This is a genomic window from Kitasatospora sp. NPDC049285 (genome assembly GCF_040678815.1).
Lineage (GTDB): Bacteria > Actinomycetota > Actinomycetes > Streptomycetales > Streptomycetaceae > Kitasatospora.
Genome location: NZ_JBFAQR010000047.1, coordinates 1 through 20,781 on the forward strand (window position 1 = coordinate 1; position 20,781 = coordinate 20,781).

Annotated in this window: 12 protein-coding genes; 8 read left to right on the plus strand and 4 right to left on the minus strand. The window is 72.2% G+C overall.

Annotated elements, in window-relative coordinates; genetic code table 11:
* Positions 1 to 890: electron transfer flavoprotein subunit alpha/FixB family protein (locus AB0K51_RS25275; RefSeq protein WP_363459289.1), on the plus strand; the 890-nt coding region annotated here is incomplete at its 5' end.
* 89 nt (positions 891 to 979) lie between these two features.
* On the opposite strand, the gene AB0K51_RS25280 is transcribed toward AB0K51_RS25275, so the two are convergent.
* A complete protein-coding gene (locus AB0K51_RS25280; RefSeq protein ID WP_363459290.1) occupies positions 980 to 2,359 on the minus strand; it encodes a S53 family peptidase in 1,380 nt (459 codons plus the stop codon).
* 222 nt (positions 2,360 to 2,581) lie between these two features.
* Here AB0K51_RS25280 and AB0K51_RS25285 point away from each other — a divergent pair, with 222 nt between their 5' ends.
* The 3 genes from AB0K51_RS25285 to AB0K51_RS25295 all read left to right on the plus strand — a co-directional run bounded on the left by AB0K51_RS25285 (position 2,582) and on the right by AB0K51_RS25295 (position 6,022).
* A complete protein-coding gene (locus AB0K51_RS25285) occupies positions 2,582 to 4,015 on the plus strand; it encodes an acyl-CoA synthetase (RefSeq protein ID WP_363459292.1) in 1,434 nt (477 codons plus the stop codon).
* 131 nt (positions 4,016 to 4,146) lie between these two features.
* Positions 4,147 to 5,217 carry an NUDIX domain-containing protein gene (locus AB0K51_RS25290; protein ID WP_363459294.1) on the plus strand — a complete coding sequence of 357 codons (1,071 nt, stop codon included), beginning with the start codon at positions 4,147 to 4,149 and terminating at the stop codon, positions 5,215 to 5,217.
* Positions 5,218 to 5,278: 61 nt separating this feature from the next.
* Positions 5,279 to 6,022 (plus strand): DUF4184 family protein, encoded by a 744-nt coding sequence (locus tag AB0K51_RS25295; RefSeq protein WP_363459295.1) that lies wholly within the window; start codon positions 5,279 to 5,281, stop codon positions 6,020 to 6,022.
* A 74-nt stretch (positions 6,023 to 6,096) separates the two neighbouring features.
* On the opposite strand, the gene AB0K51_RS25300 is transcribed toward AB0K51_RS25295, so the two are convergent.
* Entirely contained in the window at positions 6,097 to 6,633 is a 537-nt protein-coding gene (locus tag AB0K51_RS25300; RefSeq protein WP_363459297.1) for a peroxidase-related enzyme, read from the minus strand.
* A 222-nt stretch (positions 6,634 to 6,855) separates the two neighbouring features.
* Between AB0K51_RS25300 and AB0K51_RS25305 the strand changes: the two genes are divergently transcribed.
* From AB0K51_RS25305 to AB0K51_RS25315, 3 genes are all read left to right on the plus strand, one after another.
* Positions 6,856 to 8,064, plus strand: coding sequence for a geranylgeranyl reductase family protein (locus tag AB0K51_RS25305; RefSeq protein WP_363459353.1), 1,209 nt, complete (start codon positions 6,856 to 6,858; stop codon positions 8,062 to 8,064).
* A 569-nt stretch (positions 8,065 to 8,633) separates the two neighbouring features.
* On the plus strand, positions 8,634 to 14,888 hold the full coding sequence (locus AB0K51_RS25310) for an RHS repeat-associated core domain-containing protein (RefSeq protein WP_363459298.1): 6,255 nt from the start codon (positions 8,634 to 8,636) through the stop codon (positions 14,886 to 14,888).
* Between the two features lie 76 nt (positions 14,889 to 14,964).
* Positions 14,965 to 15,957 carry a hypothetical protein gene (locus AB0K51_RS25315; RefSeq protein WP_363459299.1) on the plus strand — a complete coding sequence of 331 codons (993 nt, stop codon included), beginning with the start codon at positions 14,965 to 14,967 and terminating at the stop codon, positions 15,955 to 15,957.
* A gap of 64 nt (positions 15,958 to 16,021) precedes the next feature.
* Here the strand turns inward: AB0K51_RS25315 and AB0K51_RS25320 are convergent, their stop codons facing one another.
* Together AB0K51_RS25320 and AB0K51_RS25325 are read right to left on the minus strand one after the other, a co-directional pair.
* Complete coding sequence (locus AB0K51_RS25320; RefSeq protein ID WP_363459300.1) at positions 16,022 to 18,265, minus strand: glycosyl hydrolase family 18 protein; 2,244 nt, start codon at positions 18,263 to 18,265, stop codon at positions 16,022 to 16,024.
* Positions 18,266 to 18,426: 161 nt separating this feature from the next.
* The gene (locus tag AB0K51_RS25325; RefSeq protein ID WP_363459302.1) at positions 18,427 to 19,413 is read right to left on the minus strand and encodes a helix-turn-helix domain-containing protein; all 987 of its coding nucleotides are present in this window, start codon (positions 19,411 to 19,413) and stop codon (positions 18,427 to 18,429) included.
* A 92-nt stretch (positions 19,414 to 19,505) separates the two neighbouring features.
* Here AB0K51_RS25325 and AB0K51_RS25330 point away from each other — a divergent pair, with 92 nt between their 5' ends.
* Positions 19,506 to 20,756: an MFS transporter gene (locus AB0K51_RS25330; RefSeq protein ID WP_363459304.1), complete on the plus strand. Its 1,251-nt coding sequence runs from the start codon at positions 19,506 to 19,508 to the stop codon at positions 20,754 to 20,756.
* Positions 20,757 to 20,781 lie beyond the last annotated feature (25 nt).

Sequence of the window (20,781 nt, forward strand, 5' to 3'; positions counted from 1 at the left end):
TGGCGCGTCGCCTGGGCACGCCGTCCGCGGTGGTGCTGGGCGCGGGCGCGGCGGCCGCCGAGATCGCGGCGAAGGCCGCGGAGTTCGGCGCGGCGAAGGTGTACGTCGCCGACGGCGAGGAGTTCGCCGCGCAGCTGGTGGTGCCGAAGGTCGACGCGCTGACCCAGATCGCCAAGGCCGCGGGTGCGGCGGCGGTGCTGGTCACGTCCTCGGGTGAGGGCAAGGAGGTCGCCGCGCGCACCGCGCTGCGCCTGGGCTCGGGCCTGATCACCGACGCGGTGGACCTGGAGGCCGGCGCGAACGGCCCCGTGGCCACGCAGTCGGTGTTCGCCGCGTCGTTCCAGGTGAAGTCGGCGGTGACCACCGGCGCGCCGGTGATCACCGTGAAGCCGAACAGCGCCGCCCCGGAGGCGGCCCCCGCCGCGGGCGCGGTGGAGAACGTGACGGTCGCCTTCGGCGGCAACGCCGCCACGGTCACCGCCCGCACCCCGCGGGTCTCCTCCGGGCGCCCCGAGCTGACCGAGGCCGCGATCGTGGTCTCCGGCGGCCGCGGCGTCGGCGCCGCGGAGGGCTTCGGCGTGGTCGAGGAGCTCGCCGACGCGCTCGGTGCGGCGGTCGGCGCGTCCCGCGCCGCGGTCGACGCCGGCTGGTACCCGCACACCAACCAGGTCGGCCAGACCGGCAAGCAGGTCTCCCCGCAGCTGTACATCGCCGCGGGCATCTCCGGCGCCATCCAGCACCGGGCCGGCATGCAGACCTCCAAGACCATCGTCGCGATCAACAAGGACCCCGAGGCCCCGATCTTCGACCTGGTCGACTACGGCGTCGTCGGCGACCTGTTCACCGTCCTCCCCCAGCTCACCGGCGAGGTCAAGGCCCGCAAGAGCTGAACCGGCTGACCGCGGGTCAGGGACACGCGAAGGGCGCGGCCCCCGGGATCACCGGGAGCCGCGCCCCTCGCGTCGGTGCGGACGGTCCGTCAGCGGCCGGAGAGGGCGCGGACGAAGCGATCGGCGTTGATGGTGCCGAGGCCGGAGGCGAGGTCGTAGCCCTTGACGGCCTGGTAGCCGGTCACCTTGTCCCAGGAGTTGTCGCCGGCGGTGACGTCGGTGATGCCGCTCCACTGCGAGGGCAGCTGCGCCAGGCCGTACATCCGCCAGTTGAGCTGGCCGAGGCGGTGGCCGGCCAGCTGGTTGGCGAGCGCGACGATGCCGGAGAAGATCGGCGTGGCCTCGCTGGTGCCGCCGGTCAGGTGCCAGCCGACCCGGGTCGGGTCGTAGGACTCGTAGGTCCAGGCGGCGCCGTCCACGGCGGCGCTCATGCTGATGTCCGGGGTGCCGCGGTGGTCGCCGGTCACCTTGGCCACGCCCGCCTGGTACCACGGCCGCTCGAAGACGCCGGAGACGCCGCCGCCGGCCGCGCCGTAGTCGTCGTGCCAGACCTTGTCCGGGGCGGTGCGCACGCCGTTGTCGTCCAGCGTGAGCTCGGTGCCGCCGACCGAGGTGACCAGCGGGTCGGCGGACGGCCAGGAGTTGACCTTGTACGGGTACAGGTCGCTGCCGTTCTCCATCGCGTCGGTGGCGCCGTTGTCGCCGGAGGCGGCGAGCACCGTGACGTCCTTGGCGGCCGCGTACTTGAAGGCGTACCGCAGGTCCTCGATGGACTTGAAGTTGTGCTGGTCGAAGCCGGGGAAGGTGTTCTCGGTGGCGCCGAAGCTCTGCGAGATCACGTCCACGTTGCGGGACTTGATGATCGCCTTCTCGGCGTCCATCATCTCCGGCAGGCCGGTGACGCCCTCGGTCTCGGCGACGCCGGTCTCCACCAGCACGATGTGCGCGTCGGGGGCGATGGCGTGGGCGTACTCGACGTCCAGGGTGGTCTCGCCGGCCCAGCCGGTGTGGTCCGGGTTGGTCGGGTCGAAGACCGGGACGTTGCCCCACTTCACGACCTCGACCTGGGTGTCCGGGATGCCCCACTGCTTGTCGAACACCTCCAGGTCGTGCTGGATGCTCGGCGAGCCGAAGGAGTCCACGATCACGATCGTCCGGCCCTTGCCGGTGACGCCCTGCTGGTACAGCGGGCCCAGGTTGTACGCGCTGCGGTACTGCAGCGGCGAGTAGCAGTGGATGCCGATCTGCGAGACGCAGTCCGACGTCGATATCGGGGCGACCCGGCCCACCGCGTCGATGTGCCCGGCAGAGGCGGGACGCAGGTGGAAGGCGGGCAGGTGCCCGGACGCGCCGACGGCCTGCGCGGTGGCGGTCGCCCCCGACAGGGCGGTGGCCCCGACGGCGAGCAGCGCCAGGGCGCGCAGGGTGGTGGAGCGTCGGGGGCCCGCGGTGGCGGGGTGCATACCCAAGGAGACTCCTCGAAGAGAAACGGAACCGGCCGCACGGCCGGGGTGCCCCTATCCCACCGGCCCCGGGGGGCCACTGCCATAGCAGAGACGGGCGGTCGGCATGGCCCCGATCGGCCACGTGATCAGGTAAAGAGCACGGAGCGGTTCGGTAAGGCCGCAGGTCCGGGGGTGTGACCGCGGCGTCGGTGCGCGAGCGGCCCATACCTCGTAGAGTCGGGCGCCATGGGACTGCTGACGGCACTGGACGGCGCATTCGGGGACCGCGGGGACGCGGTCGTGGTGGACGGGCGGCCCCTCTCCTGGGAGCAACTGCTGGGCGCCGCCGGGGCGGTGGCCGAACGCGCGGCCGGGGCGCCGGCGCTCGCCGTGCTCGCCCGGCCGGAGCCCGAGACGGTCGTCGCGGTGGTCGGCGGACTGCTGGCCGGCGTCCCCGTGGTGCCGCTGCCGCCCGACTCCGGACCCAAGGAGCGGGCGCACATCCTCGCCGACAGCGGCGCCACCGTGCTCGCCGGAACCGGACTCGCCGATGCCGCCGAAGGGCTGACGGGCCATCCGCTGACGGAGCTTCCGGTCCGGCTGACGGACCGTCCGACCGCGGCCTGGAGCGCGACCGAGCCGGACGGGGCCCGGCCCGCGTTCGTGCTGTACACCTCCGGCACCACCGGCGCGCCCAAGGGCGCGCTGATCCCGCGCCGCGCGGTCGCCACCGGGCTGGACGGCCTCGCCGACGCCTGGCAGTGGAGCGCCGACGACGTGCTGGTGCACGGCCTGCCGCTGTTCCACGTCCACGGGCTGGTGCTCGGCGTGCTAGGCGCGCTGCGCACCGGCAGCCGACTGGTGCACACCGGGCGGCCCACCCCCGCGGCGTACGCGGCGGCCCGCGGCAGCCTGTACTTCGGCGTGCCCACCGTGTGGTCCCGGATCGCCGCCGACCCCGACGCCGCCCGCGCCCTGGCCGCCGCCCGGCTGCTGGTGTCGGGCAGCGCCCCGCTGCCCGTGCCGGTCTTCCGGCGGCTGCGCGAACTCACCGGCCAGGCCCCCGCCGAGCGCTACGGCATGACCGAGACGCTGATCACCGTCGCCACCCGCGCCGACGGCGAACGCCGCCCCGGCGCGGTCGGCCTCCCCCTCGACGGGGTTCGCACCCGGCTGGCCGGCGAGGACGGCCGACCGGTGCCGGCCGACGGGGAGAGCGTCGGCGAACTCCAGGTGCACGGCCCGACCCTGTTCGACGGCTACCTGAACCGGCCCGAGGCCACCGCCGACTCCTGGACCGCCGACGGCTGGTTCCGCACCGGCGACATGGCGGTGATCGAACCCGACGGCTTCCACCGCATCGTCGGCCGCGCCTCCGTCGACCTGATCAAGAGCGGCGGCTACCGGATCGGCGCCGGCGAGGTCGAGGCCGCGCTGCGCGACCACCCCGGCGTGGCCGACGCCGCGGTGGTCGGCGCCCCCGACGACGACCTCGGGCAGGTCGTCGTCGCCTACGTGATCCCCGCCGACGCCGCGCTGACGGGCGATCAGCTCACCGCGTTCGTCGCCGAGCGGCTCTCCGTCCACAAGCGGCCCCGGCGGGTGCTGCTGGTGGACGAACTGCCCCGCAACGCCATGGGAAAGGTGCTGAAGAAGCAGCTGATCGAAGGCCTCCGCTAGCCCCGGGCCGGGCCGGTCCCCGCATTGGTCTCTTGAGGACCGCGGGGAGTGGGTACCACTCGTGTGGTGTGGGGGCCGGTTGCCCCGGGCTGCCCGGCGAAGGTGCCGGGGTGGGTGGAGGGCGGGATGCTGTGATCGTCTGGGTCAATGGGGCGTTCGGGGCGGGCAAGACGAGCGCCTGCCGGGAACTGGTCGAACTGCTCCCCGGGAGCCTGCTGTTCGACCCCGAGACGGTGGGCGCCGCCCTGCGCGGCATGCTCCCGCCGCAGCGGCTCGCCGAGGTGACGGACTACCAGGACCTGCCCGCCTGGCGGCGGCTGGTCACCGAGACCGCGGCCGCGCTGCTGGACGAGGTGGCCGGGCCGCTGATCGTCCCGATGACGCTGCTCCGGCAGGACTACCGCGACGAGATCTTCGGCTCGCTGGCCGGCCGCGGCCTCGCCGTGCACCACGTGGTGCTCGACCCGGTCGAAACGATTCTCCGCGCCCGGATCGCCACCCGCGAGGAAGTCCCCGGCGACACCGAGACCAACGCCCGCATCCGCCGCTGGTGCCGCGACCACCTCCCCGCCTACACCGAAGCCCGCGGCTGGCTCGCCCGCGACGCCCGCATGGTCGACAACGGCGTCCTGACCCCCCGGCAGACCGCCGAACGCATCGCCGAGCTGGTCCGCAGCGGCGGCGCCCGCTGCCAGATCGTCCGCAGCGAAGGCGGCGACGGGGACACCGTCGCCGCCGCCGTCCTGCTCTTCGACGACCGCGACCGCGTCCTGCTGGTCGACCCCGCCTACAAGCCCGACTGGGAGTTCCCCGGCGGCGTCGTCGAACCCGGCGAGGCGCCCACCGCCGCCGCCGTCCGCGAAGCCGCCGAGGAACTCGGCCTGCGGCTCTCCCCGGACGACCTGCGGCTGCTCGCCGTCGACTGGGAACCCGGCGGCGGCCGCGGCCGCGGCGGCCTGCGGCTCGTCTACGACGGCGGCCGCCTCACCCCCGCCGACGTGCTGCGCCTGCGCCTTCCCGCCGGTGAACTCCGTGACTGGCACTTCGCCACCCTCCGGGAGGCCGCGCGGCTGCTGCCGGCCGCCCGGATGAGACGGCTGGCCGCCGCGATGGAGGCCCGCGCGAACGGCGAACTGCGCTACCTGGAGGGCGGGGTGCCCGCCGCGACGGGGCTGGGCCGCGGCGGGGTGGTGGCGGGCTGAGCGCCCCAGGGTGACGGGGTGTCAGGGGGCGGGCAGTGCGGCGGGGAGTGAGGATGGGCCCATGCCGTTCACGTTGAGTCATGTGGCCGCCGTGCTGCCCGGGTTGCGGCGGGCGCGGCGGCGCGGCGCGCTGGTGGCCGCCGGGCTGGTCGCCGGGTCGATGGCGCCGGACGTGCCCTTCTTCGCCGAGTCGCTGGTCCGGGGGACGTACCGGTACGGCGCCTTGACGCACCGTTGGTGGGCGGCGGGGACCCTCGACGTCGTGCTGGGCGCCGGGCTGGTGGGCGCCTGGTACGGCGTGTGGCGGGCCCCGCTGGGCGCCGCGCTGCCCGGGGAATGGGTCGGGGTCGTCCCACGGGGGCCGGTCTCCGGAGGAGAGGTGGCCTGGGCGGCCGGGGCGGTGGCGGTCGGTGCCGCCACCCACCTGGTGTGGGACTCGTTCACGCACGCGGGCCGAGCCGGGGTGCGAGCCGTACCGGCGCTGTCCCGGCGGGTCGGCGGCGTTCCGCTCTACACCGTCCTGCAGTACGGCAGTTCGGTGGCGGGGCTGGCGGTGCTCGCCCGCTACGCAGCGTCGCTGCGGGAGGCCGACCGACGGGTCGTCGCGATCCTGGGCGGGGCGGCGCTGGTGGGTGCGGTGCACCGCGTGACCCGCGGCGAGCGCGGCCTGATCGACGAGGCCTGCTTCGGCGCCGGCGCGGGCCTGGCGGTGGGGGCTCTCTTGAGGGGCCCGGGGAACGGCGGGGGTGCGTGGCGGTTGGGGTTTCGGGGCGCTGTGAGGTCTGGGCGCATGGAGGTCTCCTGAGACCTTCAGCCGGCTTCAGACCGTCAGGCACTCGCCTCGCCGTTCCCCGAGCCCCTGGATAGTGCAGGTCACTCTCAGATGTCGAGGTAGCCGTTCGTTGCGAGGTAGGCGCCGGTGGCCCGGTAGACGGCGGGGTCGTCGGGGGTGATGGCGGCGAGGCCGTCGACGTAGCGGTTGAACATGCAGAAGGCTGCGGCGATCAGGACGGTGTCGTGGATGGTCTCGTCGTCCGCGCCGGCGGCCCTCGCGGTGGCGATGTCCTCGGGCGAGACGGCGAGTCCGCTGACGGCGACCTGGCCGGCGAGACGGAGCAGGGCTCGCATCAGGTCGGAGAGGGGGGCGGTGTCGAGGTCGGCCTTGACGGCTTCGACCAGGGCGGTGTCGCCGTCGAGCAGCTCGGCGGCGGTCGCGCCGTGCGCGTCGGTGCAGTAGCGGGTCTCGTTGCGGGAGGAGACGTACGTGCCGATCAGCTCGCGTTCGGCGGTGGTCAGCGGGGACTTCCCGCGCAGCAGCTGTTCGGCGAGTTCGTTCATGCGCCGGCCGGTCTCGGGCTTGACGGAGAAGAGGCCCCGGACGCCGGGGGCGGGGGAGGGGAGGGCGATATGCGGCATGGGGTCAACTGAAGCGGCTGGCGCGGGCAGTTGGCAAGGCCTTGACCTGCGGTTGTGTGATCACGTCCGGCAGTCGGCACGAGGAAAGAAGCACCGGCCGGGTACTGGCCGTGGAGAGGGGACGGCCGATTAGGATGAGCGACCGTGACTGACACCGGTAGCACCCAGGACCTGGAGCCCGTCGAGCCGTCCGCGGACGCGGTGGAGACGGCATCGGCCGCGCTGGACGACGACGCAGAAGCCGAACGTGCGGAGCTGCTTGACGGGGTGTGGGACGTGGTGGTGGTCGGGGCCGGCCCGGCCGGTTCCTCGGCCGCGTACGCGGCGGCGTCCCGGGGGCGGCGGGTGCTGCTGCTCGACAAGGCGGAGCACCCCCGGTACAAGACGTGCGGCGGCGGCATCATCGGCCCGTCCCGCGACACCCTGCCGCCGGAGTTCAAGCTGCCGCTGCAGGACCGGATCTCCGCCGTCACCTTCGCGCTGAACGGCCGGTTCACCCGCACCCGGCGGTCCCGGCGGATGCTGTTCGGGGTGGTCAACCGCGACGAGTTCGACCTGCGTCTGGTGCAGGCCGCCGAGCAGGCCGGCGCGGTGCTGGTGACCGGTGTGACCGCCACGGGTGTCGAGCAGTCGGGCGGCGACGCGCGGACCGTGTTCGTGACGCTGGCCGACGGGCGGAAGGTGGAGGCCCGGGCGGTGGTCGGCGCGGACGGGTCGGCCAGCCGGATCGGCCGCCACGTCGGCGTCGAGTTCGACCAGATCGACCTCGGCCTGGAGGCGGAGATCCCGGTGCCGGAGTCGGTGAGCCGGTACTGGGCGGGGCGGATCCACCTGGACTGGGGGCCGCTGCCCGGCTCGTACGGCTGGGTGTTCCCGAAGACCGACTCCGGGACGCTGACCGTCGGCGTGATCTCGGCGCGCGGTGAGGGCGAGGCGACCAAGCAGTACCTGGCGGCCTACATCCGGCGGTTGGGGCTGTCCGGCTTCACCCCGCTGGTCGAGTCGGGGCACCTGACGCGGTGTCGGGCGGAGGACTCCCCGCTCTCCCGCGGGCGGGTCCTGGTCGCGGGCGACGCGGCCGGACTGCTGGAGCCGTGGACCCGCGAGGGCATCTCGTACGCGCTGCGCTCGGGCCGGCTGGCCGGCGAGTGGGCGGTGCAGATCGCCGAGGCCTCGGGTACGGCGGACGTGCGGCGCCAGGCGCTGAACTACGCGTTCGCGATCAAGGCCGGGCTGGGCGTGGAGATGCGTGCGGGCAAGGTGATGCTCGGGGCGTTCGAAAAGCGGCCGCACCTGTTCCACGCGGCGGTCTGCCTGGTGAACCCGGCGTGGCGGGCGTTCGCCCGGACCACCCAGGGGCACACCACGTTCGCGCAGCTCATGCGGGACTACCGGGCGGCCCGGAAGCTGGCGTCCGTCGCCGGACGCTGACGCTCCGTCAAAAGTTAAGCCTTTGGATGGTAAAGTTTTCGTCAAACTGTTCTCCGGTCGTCCGTACCGAGATGACCGCACTCCGTCACGCCTGACATAGTCGTCGCCGAGCCGGTCGATCTTGAACCGGGGGTGGGGGCTGCCTTCGTGCGGCTCGAGAACAGAGATGTGACTTCTGCATGCTCAGATTCGGTGGCATACGTGGCGGACGACCGCCACGCGTGGGGTTGTTCGAGGTGGCGGCGGGGAGACGGTGGGCCTGGCTGGCCGCAGTGTCCGCGGTGACGCTGAGCGCGTCGGCGGTCTCCGTGCCGGCATTCGCGGCGCACGCTGACCTGGTCGCGCCGAAGGCCGCGGGAGCGGTCGCGGTCAAGGGAGTTCGGAACGCGGAGCCGAAGAAGCTCACCGTTCAGGATGACGCGAAGCGTTCCTTCCAGCCGAAGGCGGTGGCGTGGCCGAAGGCGGCTTCCGGTCGGGCGGCGTCGGCTGCTCCGGGTGCGAAGTCGCAGGCCGCTGGGACGCCGGTGTTTGTGAAGGCGGATTCCTCCGCTGCTGCGCCGGGTGTGGACGTGAAGGTCCTGGACCAGGCGAAGAGTGCTCAACTCGGCGTGTCCGGCGTGGTGTTCACGGTGGACGGCGGTGACGCGCACGGGAAGGTGCGGGTCGGCGTCGACTACTCCGCGTTCGCGGAGGCGCTGGGCGGCAACTACGCGTCGCGGCTTCAGCTGGTGTCGCTGCCGGCGTGTGCGCTGACCACGCCGGAGGTGGCGGCGTGTCAGGTGCGGACGCCGCTGAAGACGGATCGTGACGCGGCGGGGAAGTCGGTGTCGGCGGAGGTCGACCTCGGCGCTGGGACTTCCGGCGCGGTGAAGGCGAGCGCGTCGGAGACCGCGTCGGAGGTCGTTCCGGCGGTGTGGACCGGCAGCACGACTTCGGCGGTGCAGGCTTCGGCCATGTCCGCGCCGATGGTGCTGGCGGCCTCGGCTTCGACCGGAGGTGACGACTCGGCGGGTTCGTACGCGGCGAGTACCCTGAGCCCGAGCGGCTCGTGGACCGGCGGCAGTTCGGCCGGCTCGTTCACGTACTCCTACCCGGTCACCACGCCCGGAGCGTCGAGCCCGCTGGTCCCCAAGGTCAGTCTCGCCTACGACTCGGCGGTGGTGGACGGGAAGACCGCGAGCACGCAGGCGCAGGCCTCGTGGGTCGGTGACGGCTGGTCGACGCCGGACTCGTTCATCCAGCAGACCTTCACCCCGTGTTCGGAGAACCCGGAGGGCTCGGCGTCGCCGAAGTCCACCAGCGACCAGTGCTATGCGGGTCAGGTCCTGACGCTGTCGCTGAACGGCTCCTCGACGTCCCTGGTGTGGGACGCGTCGAAGGGCACGTTCACCCCGGGCAGCGACGATGGCTCCAAGGTCGCGCACGTCACCGGGTCCAACAACGGGACGGGCACCTACAACACGGATTACTGGACGGTCACGGACCGTTCCGGCACCGTCTTCTACTTCGGGCGCAACCAGTTGCCGGGGTGGTCGTCGGGCAAGGCGGTCACCAACTCGGTCGACTCGATGCCGGTGTACTCCTCGCACTCCGGTGACCCGTGCTACAACGCCTCGGGCTTCGACGCGTCGGTGTGCACGATGGCGTACAAGTGGCACCTGGACTACGTGAAGGACGTCCGGGGCGCCGCGATGGCGTACTACTACACCCAGGACACCAACTACTACGGGCAGAACAACGGCGCGTCGAACACGAAGTACGTGCGCGACTCGTACCTCGCCCGGATCGACTACGGCTTCCTGGACGGCGGCGCCTACGGCACCGTCCCCGACCAGGTGTCCTTCGTCACCGGCTCGCGCTGCGTCTCCACCACCTGCGACCCGATCTCGGCCGCCAACGCGGGTACCCAGTATCCGGACGTGCCGTTCGACCTGATCTGCAACCAGGGTGCGACCTGCTCGCCGAAGTCGCCGTCGATGTTCTCGACCGTGCGGTTGAAGCAGATCGTCACCCAGCAGTGGGACACGGCGAGTTCGCAGTACAAGCCGGTCGACACCTACGACCTCGCGCAGACCGAGCCCCCGACCGGTGACGGCACGTCACCGACCCTCTGGCTGGCCTCCGTCACCCACACGGGCAACGACACCTCGGCCGGCGGCTCCGGCAGCCTGACCCTGCCCGCGGTGAAGTTCGGCGGCACGACGATGCAGAACCGCGTCGACACGTCTAACTACCCGGGCATGTTCCGTTACCGGCTGACCTCGATCACCACCGAGATGGGCGCGGTCACCGGCATCACCTACGGCCTGCCCAACCCGTGCACCGCGTCGTATGTCGCCTCGGCCAACGCCTCGGCGAACACCAACTCCTGCTACCCCGTCAGCTGGACGCCGAAGTTCTATGTCGCGCCGATCACGGACTGGTTCCAGAAGTACGCGGTCACCCAGGTGCTGGAGGCCGACGCCACCGGCGGCGCCCTGCAGAAGGCCACCACGTACGAGTACACGGGCGGCGCCGCGTGGCACTACGACGACAACGAGGTCGTCCGGGCCAAGTACCGCAGCTGGGGCCAGTTCCGTGGCTACGGCACGGTCATCACCCGGACCGGTGACGGCGCCAACGACCGCAAGACCAAGTCCGTCACCGACTACTACCGCGGCATGGACGGGGACTACCTCACGTCCAGCAGCAATCGCAGCGTCAGCGTCACCGACTCGCAGGGCGGCGTGCACACCGACGCCCGGCAACTGGCCGGGCGCGAGCTGGAGACGACCGCGTACAACGGCGACGGCGGCGCGGCCGTCAACTCGACCGTCACCTCGTACTGGGTCTCGCCCGCAACGGCGACCCGCACGCGGAGCGGGCTGCCGGACCTCACCGCGAACGCCGTGAAGCCGGCGGAGACCTTCACCCGGCAGGCCGTCACGTCCAGCGGCTCCACCACCTGGCGGTACACCGAGTCCGACAACGCCTACAACGCGGTCGCAGGCGACGTGAACTTCGGTGCGATGACGGCGACGTACACGCACACCGTGCCGGTCGACCCCGCCTACGACACCTGCACCACGAACACGTACGCCCCGGCGAACACCGCGCTCAACCTGGTCGGCCTGGCGGCCTCCCAGGAGACCGACTCGGTCGCGTGCTCCGGGTTCACCCAGGGCGCCAAGCCTTCGGTGCCGGGTTCGTACAACACGCTTGGTGCGCCGTCCTCGGTGAACCGTCCGGCGCAGGTGGTCTCGGCGTCGCAGACCTTCTACGACGACGCGACCTACTCGACGGCCTTCCCGCAGGCGAACGCGCCCACGGTCGGCAACATCACGATGGAGCGCAAGGCCTCCGACTACTCCGGCGGTGCCTTCGCCTGGCAGACCATCAAGCGTGCGACGTACGACGGTTACGGACGTCCGCTGGTCACCTACAACGGCAACGGCAACTTCTCCACCAACGGCTACACCGTCAACGCGGTCGGCCTGACCACGGCGGAGTCGGAGACCAACGCCAAGGGCCAGACCGCGTCCAGCACGCGGACACCCGCCCGGGGGCTCACCCTGACCGCGACGGACCTCAACGGTGTGGTGGCGACGACCCGTTACGACGCGCTGGGCCGGCTCACCTCGGTGTGGCAGAACAACCGGGTGACGAGCGACCCGGCCAACTTGCTGTACACCTACACGGTCTCGCAGACCGGTGTGTCGGGCACGACGACGCAGACGCTGAACGACTCGCTCGGCTACGTGACCTCGTACAGCATCAACGACTCGCTGGGCCGGGTGCGGCAGACGCAGGCGCCGACGCCGAAGGGGGGACGCCTGATCACGGAGTCGTTCTACGACTCGCGCGGCTGGGTCCGGAAGAAGAACAACGCGTACTGGGACCCGAACAACTCGCCGTCCCTGTCGGTCGCCTCGGTGCCGCAGGACTCGACGATCCCTAACCAGAGCGTGCCGACCTACGACGGCATGGGCCGCACGATCGTCGACACCTCGTACCAGTACGCGCAGCCGAAGGAGGTCACCACCACCGTCTTCGCGGGTGACCGCACCATCGTCATCCCGCCGAGCGGCGGCACGGTGAAGACCACCGTCAAGGACCCGCTGGGCCGCACGGTCGAGCTGGACGACTACAGCGTCCGTCCGACCGTCACGGCGCCGGCGGACACCTTCACCGGCACTTACAGCGTAAGTGGCGGCACCAGTCAGGCGATCACCTACGGCTTCGACGGGCACGGCAAGCAGAGCACCGTCACCGCCAACGGCTCGGTGTGGACCACCACCAACAACCTGCTCGGCCAGGCCACGGCGAAGACCGACCCCGACGCGGGCGGCAGCAGCATGCTGTACGACGGCGTGGGCAACCTGGTGCAGACCACGGACTCGCGCGGAAAGAGCGTCAGCACCACCTACGACGCGCTCAACCGCAAGACCGGGACCTTCGCTGCCACCTACGCCACCAAGAGCTCGGCGAACCAGCTCGCCGCGTGGGTGTACGACAACGACAACAACGTCGCGGGCGTCACCAACGCCATCGGTCAGCCGACGACGGCCACCTCCTACGACAAGGGCCAGGCGTACACCACGCAGGCGTCCGGCTTCACCACGATGGGCAAGTCGACGGGCGAGACGATCACCATCCCGTCCACCGAGGGCCTGCTGGCGAAGAGCTACACCTTCAAGCACGTCTACACGACGATCAAGGGGCTGCCCTACACCGACCAGTCCCCGGCCGGCGGCGGTCTTCCGCTGGAGACCGTCACCCGGACGTACGCCACCGCGTTCGACCTGCCCAACGGCGCCACCTCCGGCACCACCGGCTACACGCAGGGCACCAGCTACGACGCCTTCGGCCGCATCGAGCAGTCGACGCTGGGCACGGGCTCGAACCTGGCGTACATCACCAACACCTTCGACCCGCACACCGGTCAGCTGACCGACCAGCTCACCTCCCGCTCCAACACGGGGACGCCGAGCGACGTCGACAAGCAGCACTACGACTACGACCTGGCGGGGAACACGGTCCGTCAGACGTCGACCCGGCTGGGCGCCACGACCGAGACGCAGTGCTTCAGCTACGACCAGCTGGACCGGCTGACCCAGGCGTGGACGGCCACCGACTCCTGCGCCCTGGCGCCGACCGCGCTCAACCACTCGCAGGTGGGCGACGCGATAGGCGGCGGTGCGTACTGGACCGACTGGCAGTTCGACGCGCTGGGCAACCGCATCGGCCAGACCGAGCACTCCACCACCGGCGGCGCGGATGTCGCCACCACCTACACCTACAACGGCAACGGCAAGGGTCAGGCGCACACCCTGACCTCCAGCAGCAACGGCTCCACCTTCGGCTACGACACGTCGGGCAACACCACCCAGCGGACCACCCCCGGCAACGGGGCGCAGACGCTGAGCTGGGACGACGCCGGACGCCTGAACACCGTCCACGGCACGACGGGCGACACCACCTACGTGTACAGCCCTGACGGCCAGGTGCTGATGCAGAAGGACCCGAGCTCGACCGTCCTCTACCTGCCGGGTCAGCAGCTGACCTTGTCCGGCGGCGCGGTCACCGGCACCCGCTACACCACCCTGCCGGGCGGCGGAACCGCGGTGCGCTCCGGGTTCGGCACCAACTACCGGTTCGAGATCGCCGACCCGCACGGGACGTCCGGTCTGAGCCTGGACAGCACTGCGCAGACGCCGACGTGGCGTCAGTTCACCCCGTACGGCGGGCAGCGCGGGGCCTCGGTCTCCTGGTTCGACAACCGCGGCTTCCTCAACGCGCCGACCAACGGCACCACCGGGCTCACCACCCTCGGCGTGCGGCAGTACGACCCGCTCACCGGACGGTTCATCAGCGTCGACCCGGTCTTCGAGGCCAGCGACGCCCAACAGCTCGGCGGCTACACCTACGCGAGCAGCAACCCCGTCACCCACAGCGATCCGAGCGGCCTGCGGACCGACGACATCGAGGCGGGGAGCACGGCGTCCGGGACGCTCGGCGGACTCGGCGTGTGGGGGATGATCCGCTGGCTGCTCGAGTACGCCTACGAGGAGGCGCTGCTGGCCGAGGCGGTCGAAGCCCGCAACGCGCTGGCGATGTCGACGAAGGACTTCGGCAAGAAGCAGACCATCACCGGGTCGTACAACATGAACACCGGCAAGGTCTCCGCGGCACAACGCGGTGACGGCAACTGTGCGGAGGTCAACGCCTGCAACAAGCTGGGCCTCGAACAGAGTGACCCGGAGTCCAGGTTCACCAAGGCCGTCTCGTGGGTCAAGGAGGACAAGCTGACGCCCGAGGACAAGGTGCTCATGACGCGTGAGGTCACCATGCAGGACGGCAGCACCGAGATGCGTTACATGGTCGAGAAGCCGCTCTGCGGCAACTGCCAGTCGGCCAGCCGGCCGCCCCAGTACCCGGCGGGTGTGAAGGTCTTCCCCGGGGAGGACGGCAAGCCCGTCTGGCCGCGCTTCACGGACCGGGAGACGACGTTCTGGGAGCGGGTCGAGCTGGCGAAGCCGTACGTCGGGCCGGTCCTGAAGTGGGGCGGCCGGGCCGCGACCGGTGCGGCCATCGCCTATGACGTCTACGACGTGGCGACGGCACCGGAGGGCCAGAAGGCGAAGACGGCCGCGAAGGATGCGGGCGGCTTCGTGGGCGGGATCGGCGGTGCGATCGCGGGTGCCCAGATGGGCACGGCGGTGGCCCCGTTGCTCGGCCCGCTGGCGCCGGCGGCTCCGGTGGTCGGTGCCATCGTCGGCGGCATCATCGGCTCCGGCGTCGGCCAGAACGTGGGCAAGACCGTTGCCGGTTGGTTCGGCTGGTAGCGTCGCAGTTCAGGGGCCGCCCCACGCACGGTGCCGGTCTCAACGTCCTAGACAGTGAGGTTGGCAGAACGTGCGGATGGCGGCCCCTTTTGCGGAGTGGGACGGTCAGTTGACCGTCTCGGGGATCCAGTTGCTCGGCGCCGAGCTCGACGGCCGGCCGGTGGTCGTGCGGTCGAGCCCGGCGCCGGGCCGGGACGTCGCGGTGTACAACGCCGTGGACGGCACGGTGCTGCGGGAGTTCGGGACCGGTGAGGGAAGCGGCGGGCTCCGCCGCTCCCACGTCGACGCGGCCGTCCTGGTGACGCTCGATCTGTTCCGCGGGCTGCGGGGCACGGTGACGCAGTACGACCTGCGGACGGGGGAGGAGGTCCACCCCGCCACGTGGGGCGAGCGGCGGACGCTGTGGGGCAGGCCGCCCCGTATGACCGCCGTCGCCTCCTTCCGGGGAGCCGACGGCCGGCGGGCCCTGCTGGCGGGGTGGAGCGACGGCCTCGTCCAGCAGCTCGACCCGGCGACGGGGGAGCAGACCGGGGCCAAGCTGCGCGGGACCGGGAAGGCCCAGGTGTGGTCCCTGGCGGTGTACACCGCGGCGGACGGCACCCTCCGGTTGGCCTGCGGGGACGCCGAAGGCGTGCTGCGTCGCTGGAACCCGGCGACCGGGAACCCGGTGGGCGAACCGGTTCGGGCGCACCGCGCGGAGATCCAGCACCTCGTCGCCTACCAGGCGCAGGGCCGGACCGTGCTGGCGACCGGGTCCGGTGACCACTCGGTCCGGATCTGGGACCCGGAGAGCGGGACTCAGCTCGGCCGGCCGATGGTCCAGCTCGGCAACACCCTGGGACTGTGCGCCTACCAGGTGGGCGAGCAGGCCGCGTTGGCGGTCGCCTCGGACCGGTTGTACCGCTACGACGGGGCGACCGGTGAGCCGCTGGGGGAGCCGGTCGGCGAGCCGGACGACGACGCCTGCCTCGCGGTGTGTGCGGTGGAGTCGGGAGAGCGCGTCCTGCTGTTCACGGCGGAGGAGCGCGGGCTGCGGCGGTACGACGGCGCGAGCGGCACGCCGCGCTGAGCAGCACCCTGGGTGGGGCGCGGGGGTTGGGATTCGGGGGGTCCCCGCGCCCCTGACGGGGGGGTTACTTCAGGCCGCTGTCCAGGGCGGTGATCAGGGTGCCGGACGGGGTGTCGCCGGACATCTCCCAGATCATCGCGCCGAGCAGGTTCTTGGACTTGAGGTAGGCGGTCTTCTGGCCGATCGACCAGGTGTCGTCGAAGGTCCACCACTGGCCACCGCTGCCGGTGTAGGCGTAGGTGGAGACCGAGACCGGGTCGTGGTAGACCGTCAGGTTCGGGACGCTGGTGATCAGGTTGTTGTAGCCGCGGGTGCCGGCCTCCTCGGCGAACTGGCCGGGCGCCGCGCCGCCCGCGGCCTGCCAGGCGCCGTGCACGCCGCCGTCGGTGACGGTCTGCCAGCCGCGCCCGTAGAACGGGAAGCCGATGGTCAGCTTGCGCGGGTTGACGCCGGCGGCGAGGTACGTGTTGACGGCGCTGTCGATCGAGAAGTGGAAGCTGTACGGGTCGGCCGGGTCGGCGTACAGGTTGGCCTGGTGGCCGGTCCGGTTGGGCTCCCAGGAGTTGTCGCTGCCGGCGCCGTGGAAGTCGTAGCCCTGGACGTTGGCGATGTCGAGGGAGTTGAAGATCTGCGCGAGGTCCCAGCCCTGGCCCACCTTGACCGGGTCGGCGGGGGTGAAGGCGGTGAGCAGCTTGTGCGAGCCGCCGAGGGCGTCGAGCTGGCGGCGGAACTCGGCCAGCAGCAGGGTCAGGTTGGCCTTGTCGTTCGCGGAGTAGTGGTTGCCGGCGTGGCCGTCGGGGGAGCCGGGCCACTCCCAGTCGATGTCGATGCCGTCGAAGATGCCGGCCGCGGTGCCGGGGCCGCCCGCGCCGTTGTAGGCGGGCAGGTTGCCCTTGATCCAGATGTCGATGCAGGAGGAGACCAGCTTCTTGCGGGAGGCGTCGGTGGCGGCGGCGTCCGAGAAGTACTTGGAGTAGGTCCAACCGCCCAGTGAGACCACGACCTTGAGGTTCGGGTACTTGGCCTTGAGCTTCTTCAGCTGGTTGAGGTTGCCGCGCAGCGGGGCCCAGCCGTCGTCGGCGACGCCGTCCACGGACTGCGCGGCGCTGAACGGGCGGGAGTAGTCGGCGTCCGCGTCGCCCGCGCCGGTGCCCTGGTCGGGGTCCTGCGGGTTGGCGGTGGTGCCCTTGGTGACGCCGGCCAGGCAGGTCAGGTTGACCGGGTCGATGTTCTCGAAGGCGTAGTTGACGACGTCGAGCTTGGCGGCGCTGCCCGAGGTGTCGAGGTTCTTGGCGAAGAACTGGCGGCCGTAGATGCCCCACTGGGTGAAGTAGCCGACCCGGGTGTACTTCCCGGGCCCGGCCAGGTCGCCGGTGGTGACGGTCAGTGCGGTGGAGGCGGGGGAGGCGTTGTCGGCGGCGTCGCGGGCCTTGACGGTGAAGGTGTACGCGGTGGCCGGGGAGAGCTGGACGACGGTGGCCGCGGTGGTGGTGACGGTCTGCACCAGGGTGGCCCCCTGGTAGACGTCGTAGGCGGCGACGCCCTTGTTGTCGGTGGCGGCGTTCCAGGCCAGCGCGACGCTGGTGCTGGTGACCGCGGTGGAGCGCAGGTTGCCGGGCGCGGTCGGCGGGACGGTGTCGCTCGCCGGGTCGACGGTGGAGGCGCTCAGCGCGCCGCTGACCGGGCCGGTGTTGCCGCGGGTGTCCTTGGCGCGCACGGTGAGGCTGTACGCGGTGGCCGGGGTGAGGCCGGTCAGCGTGGTGGAGGTGCCGGTGGCCGTGCCGAGCACGGTGGAGCCGCTCACCACGTCGTAGGACGCGACGGGGAAGTCGCCCTTCGCCGCGGCGGTCCAGCTCAGCGCCAGGCTGTGGGCGGTGGCGGAGACCAGTTGCGGGGCGCCCGGGGCGCCCGGCGGGACGTCCGCGGTGCCGTCGCACTTGTCGCCGTTGACGCGGCAGTTGGTCGGCGCGGCGATCGGGCCGTTGCCGATGAACCAGAAGCTGTACGGCTCGGTGGTGGAGTTCGGCTGCACCGTGGCGTTGTAGTACGCGTTGGTCGCCGACACGTGCGAGCCGGTGACGGTCGTCTGGCCGTTGTAGCTGCCGCTGATGGTGACGCCGGGCGGCAGGTCGAACTCCAGGGTCCAGCCGGTGACGGCGGTGGCGCCCGCGTTCTTCACGATGTACGTGCCCTTCCACCAGGAGCCGTTGTCGGCGCTGGTGAAGGACGCGGTGAGCTTGTCGGCGGCGTGCGCCGGCGTGGCGGTGAGCAGGGCGAGCGGCAGTGCCAGCGTTGCGAGCAGGGCCATGACGCGGGCCCTGAAACGGTGCCTGAACCGGACGTGCATCGGTACTCCCTGTGTGGTGTGGGGGATTCCGTACAGGGGTGCCGGGGAGCCAGCCACTGGCAGGGTAGGTGGACTGGACCAACTCGTCAACAGGTCTATACCTGAGTGGGACTGACGGACGGTCAGGGGCCGAGGAGCCGGTCGGCGAGCGGGCTGCGGGCGTACAGCACCAGGCGGCCGTGGCGGGCCCGGCTGACCAGGCGGGTGGCGTGCAGCACGGCGAGGTGCTGGCTGACGGCGCCGGGGGTGACGCCGAGCCGGCGGGCCAACTCGGTGGTGGCGGTGGGCTCGTGGAGCAGCATCAGCAGCCGGGCCTTGGGGGCGCCGAGGAGCTGCTCCAGGGCGCGCGGGGTGGGCGGCGGCTCGGCGGCGGCCGCGATGGTGCGCTGGCCGCGGGCCGGGTAGGTGATCGACGGCGTCCGGTCGGGGCCGATCGCGGTGATCGCGCCGCGGGCGAAGCAGGTCGGCACGAACGCCAGGCCGCGGCGGTCGACCACGACGTCGAGGTGGTCGTCGAACCAGTCGTGATCGATGGTCAGCACCCCGTCCGCCCAGTGCAGGCGGTGGTCGAGGTCGGCGAGCAGCCCCGCCGCGCCGCGTTCGGCGAGCACCCGGGAGCGGTGCACGATGTCCGCGCGCAGCACCGAGCGGGCCCGCGGCCACCAGTCGGGCTCCAGCACCCGGGTCCAGTACTGCTCCAGGGCGTCGGCGATCTCCGCGATCAGCGCCTCGGGGTGGTCGAGCCGCTCGGCCAGCAGTTTCGGCAGCACCCGGTCGTGCGGCAGGTAGGTGCGTTCCAACTCGCCTGCCAGCAAGGCGGGTTCGAAGGCGCGGACGAGGTCGAGCTCGGCCCGGAAGTCGGGGAACGGCACGTGTGGGCGGGGTGTCAGGAAGTCCGGCACGTACTTGTTGCCCGCCACCAGGGCGCGCAGCAGCGGCGCGGCGGGCAGCGCCTCGAAGGCCGGGCGCATCGCCTCGAAGGCCGGCCCGTGCGGGTAGTGCCCGGGGTGGGTCCACATCCGCAGCGACAGCACCGCCTCCTGCAGCGGCGAGCAGGCGAAGTAGGCCGCGGCCAGGTCCGCCAGGCCGAGCCGGAAGCGCAGTGCCACCGCGGGCCCCCCGTTCGCGTTCGACCGGCCCGAGGATTCAGGCCGGGGCTAAATCAATACCACGGACGGTCGGCAGACGATCTGATCGGGGCATGACCGCCACCGCACTCGCGGCCGACCCGGCCGCGCCACCGCCCCCTGCCCCGAACCGGCTCGCCCGGCTGCTGCCCGCCGACCCGGTGCTGCGCCGACTGTCCGTCATCACCCTGATCAACACGGCGGGCAACGGCCTGTCGATGACGCTCGGGGTGCTGTTCTTCACCCGGGTGCTGGGCTTCGGAGTCGCCGAGGTCGGCGTGGTGCTGACGGTGGCGGGCGCGTGCGGGGTGGCGGCGAGCGTCCCGGCGGGACGGGCCTCGGACCGGTTCGGGCCCAAGCCGGTGCTGATCGCGCTGCTGCTCGTCCAGGCGGTGTGCGCGGCCGGGTACGTGCTGGTGCACCGGCTGGCCGCGTTCGCGGTGCTGGCCTGCCTGCTCGCGGTCGCCGACCGGGGCGGCGCGGCGGTGCGCGGCGCGCTCTTCGCCGAGGTGCTGCCCGTCGACGGGCGGGTGGCCGGCCGGGCCTACCTGCGGTCGGTCACCAACGTCGGCATCTCGGTGGGCACCGTGCTGGCCGCGCTGGTGCTGCAGGCCGACACCCGGGGCGCGTACCTGGCGGCGCTGCTCGCCGACGCGGCCACCTACGCGGTGATCGCGGTGCTGTACCTGCTGCTGGTCCCGGTCGCACCGCGCACCGCCGCGCAGGCCGCGCAGGCGGCGAGCGGGCCCAACCCGGCGCTGCGCGACCGGCGGTTCCTCGCGCTGACCGGGCTGAACGCGGTGATCACCCTGCAGTTCGTGATGATCGAGGTCGGGGTGCCGCTGTGGGTGGTGCGGGAGACCGACGCGCCGCGCTGGATGGTCGCCGGGGCACTGCTGGTCAACACCGCGCTGGTGATCGTGCTCCAGGTCCGCGCCACCCGCGGCACCGAAGAGTCGGCCGCCGCGGCCCGGGTCTTCCGGCGCGGCGCCCTGCTGGTCGCCGCCGCCTGCCTGGTGCTGGCCCTGGCCGCGGGCCTCCCCGGCTGGGCGGCGGCGCTGGTGGTCGCCGGGGGCGTCGGCCTGCAGGCGCTCGGCGAGGTGTACAGCCAGGCGGGCGCCTGGGCGCTCAGCTACGACCTGGCCCGGGAGGACGCGCACGGCGCCTACCAGGGTGTGTTCAACACCGGGATGTCCGGGGCGCTGATGCTCGGCCCGGTGCTGATCACCTCGGGGGTGATCGCGCACGGCCTGCCCGGCTGGGCGCTGCTGGCCGCCGTGTTCGCCGCTGCGGGCTGGGGGATGACGGCGCTGGTGCGGCGCTGAACCCGGGCGCGCCGCGGCGCGGGTG

What these genes read in the sequence shown, in the direction of transcription:
- AB0K51_RS25320 (WP_363459300.1), bottom strand. Translation starts at nt 18,265, where the DNA reads ATGGCCCTGCTCGCAACGCTGGCACTGCCGCTCGCCCTGCTCACCGCC.
- AB0K51_RS25315 (WP_363459299.1), top strand. Translation starts at nt 14,965, where the DNA reads ATGGCGGCCCCTTTTGCGGAGTGGGACGGTCAGTTGACCGTCTCGGGG.
- AB0K51_RS25330 (WP_363459304.1), top strand. Translation starts at nt 19,506, where the DNA reads ATGACCGCCACCGCACTCGCGGCCGACCCGGCCGCGCCACCGCCCCCT.
- AB0K51_RS25300 (WP_363459297.1), bottom strand. Translation starts at nt 6,633, where the DNA reads ATGCCGCATATCGCCCTCCCCTCCCCCGCCCCCGGCGTCCGGGGCCTC.
- AB0K51_RS25295 (WP_363459295.1), top strand. Translation starts at nt 5,279, where the DNA reads ATGCCGTTCACGTTGAGTCATGTGGCCGCCGTGCTGCCCGGGTTGCGG.
- AB0K51_RS25285 (WP_363459292.1), top strand. Translation starts at nt 2,582, where the DNA reads ATGGGACTGCTGACGGCACTGGACGGCGCATTCGGGGACCGCGGGGAC.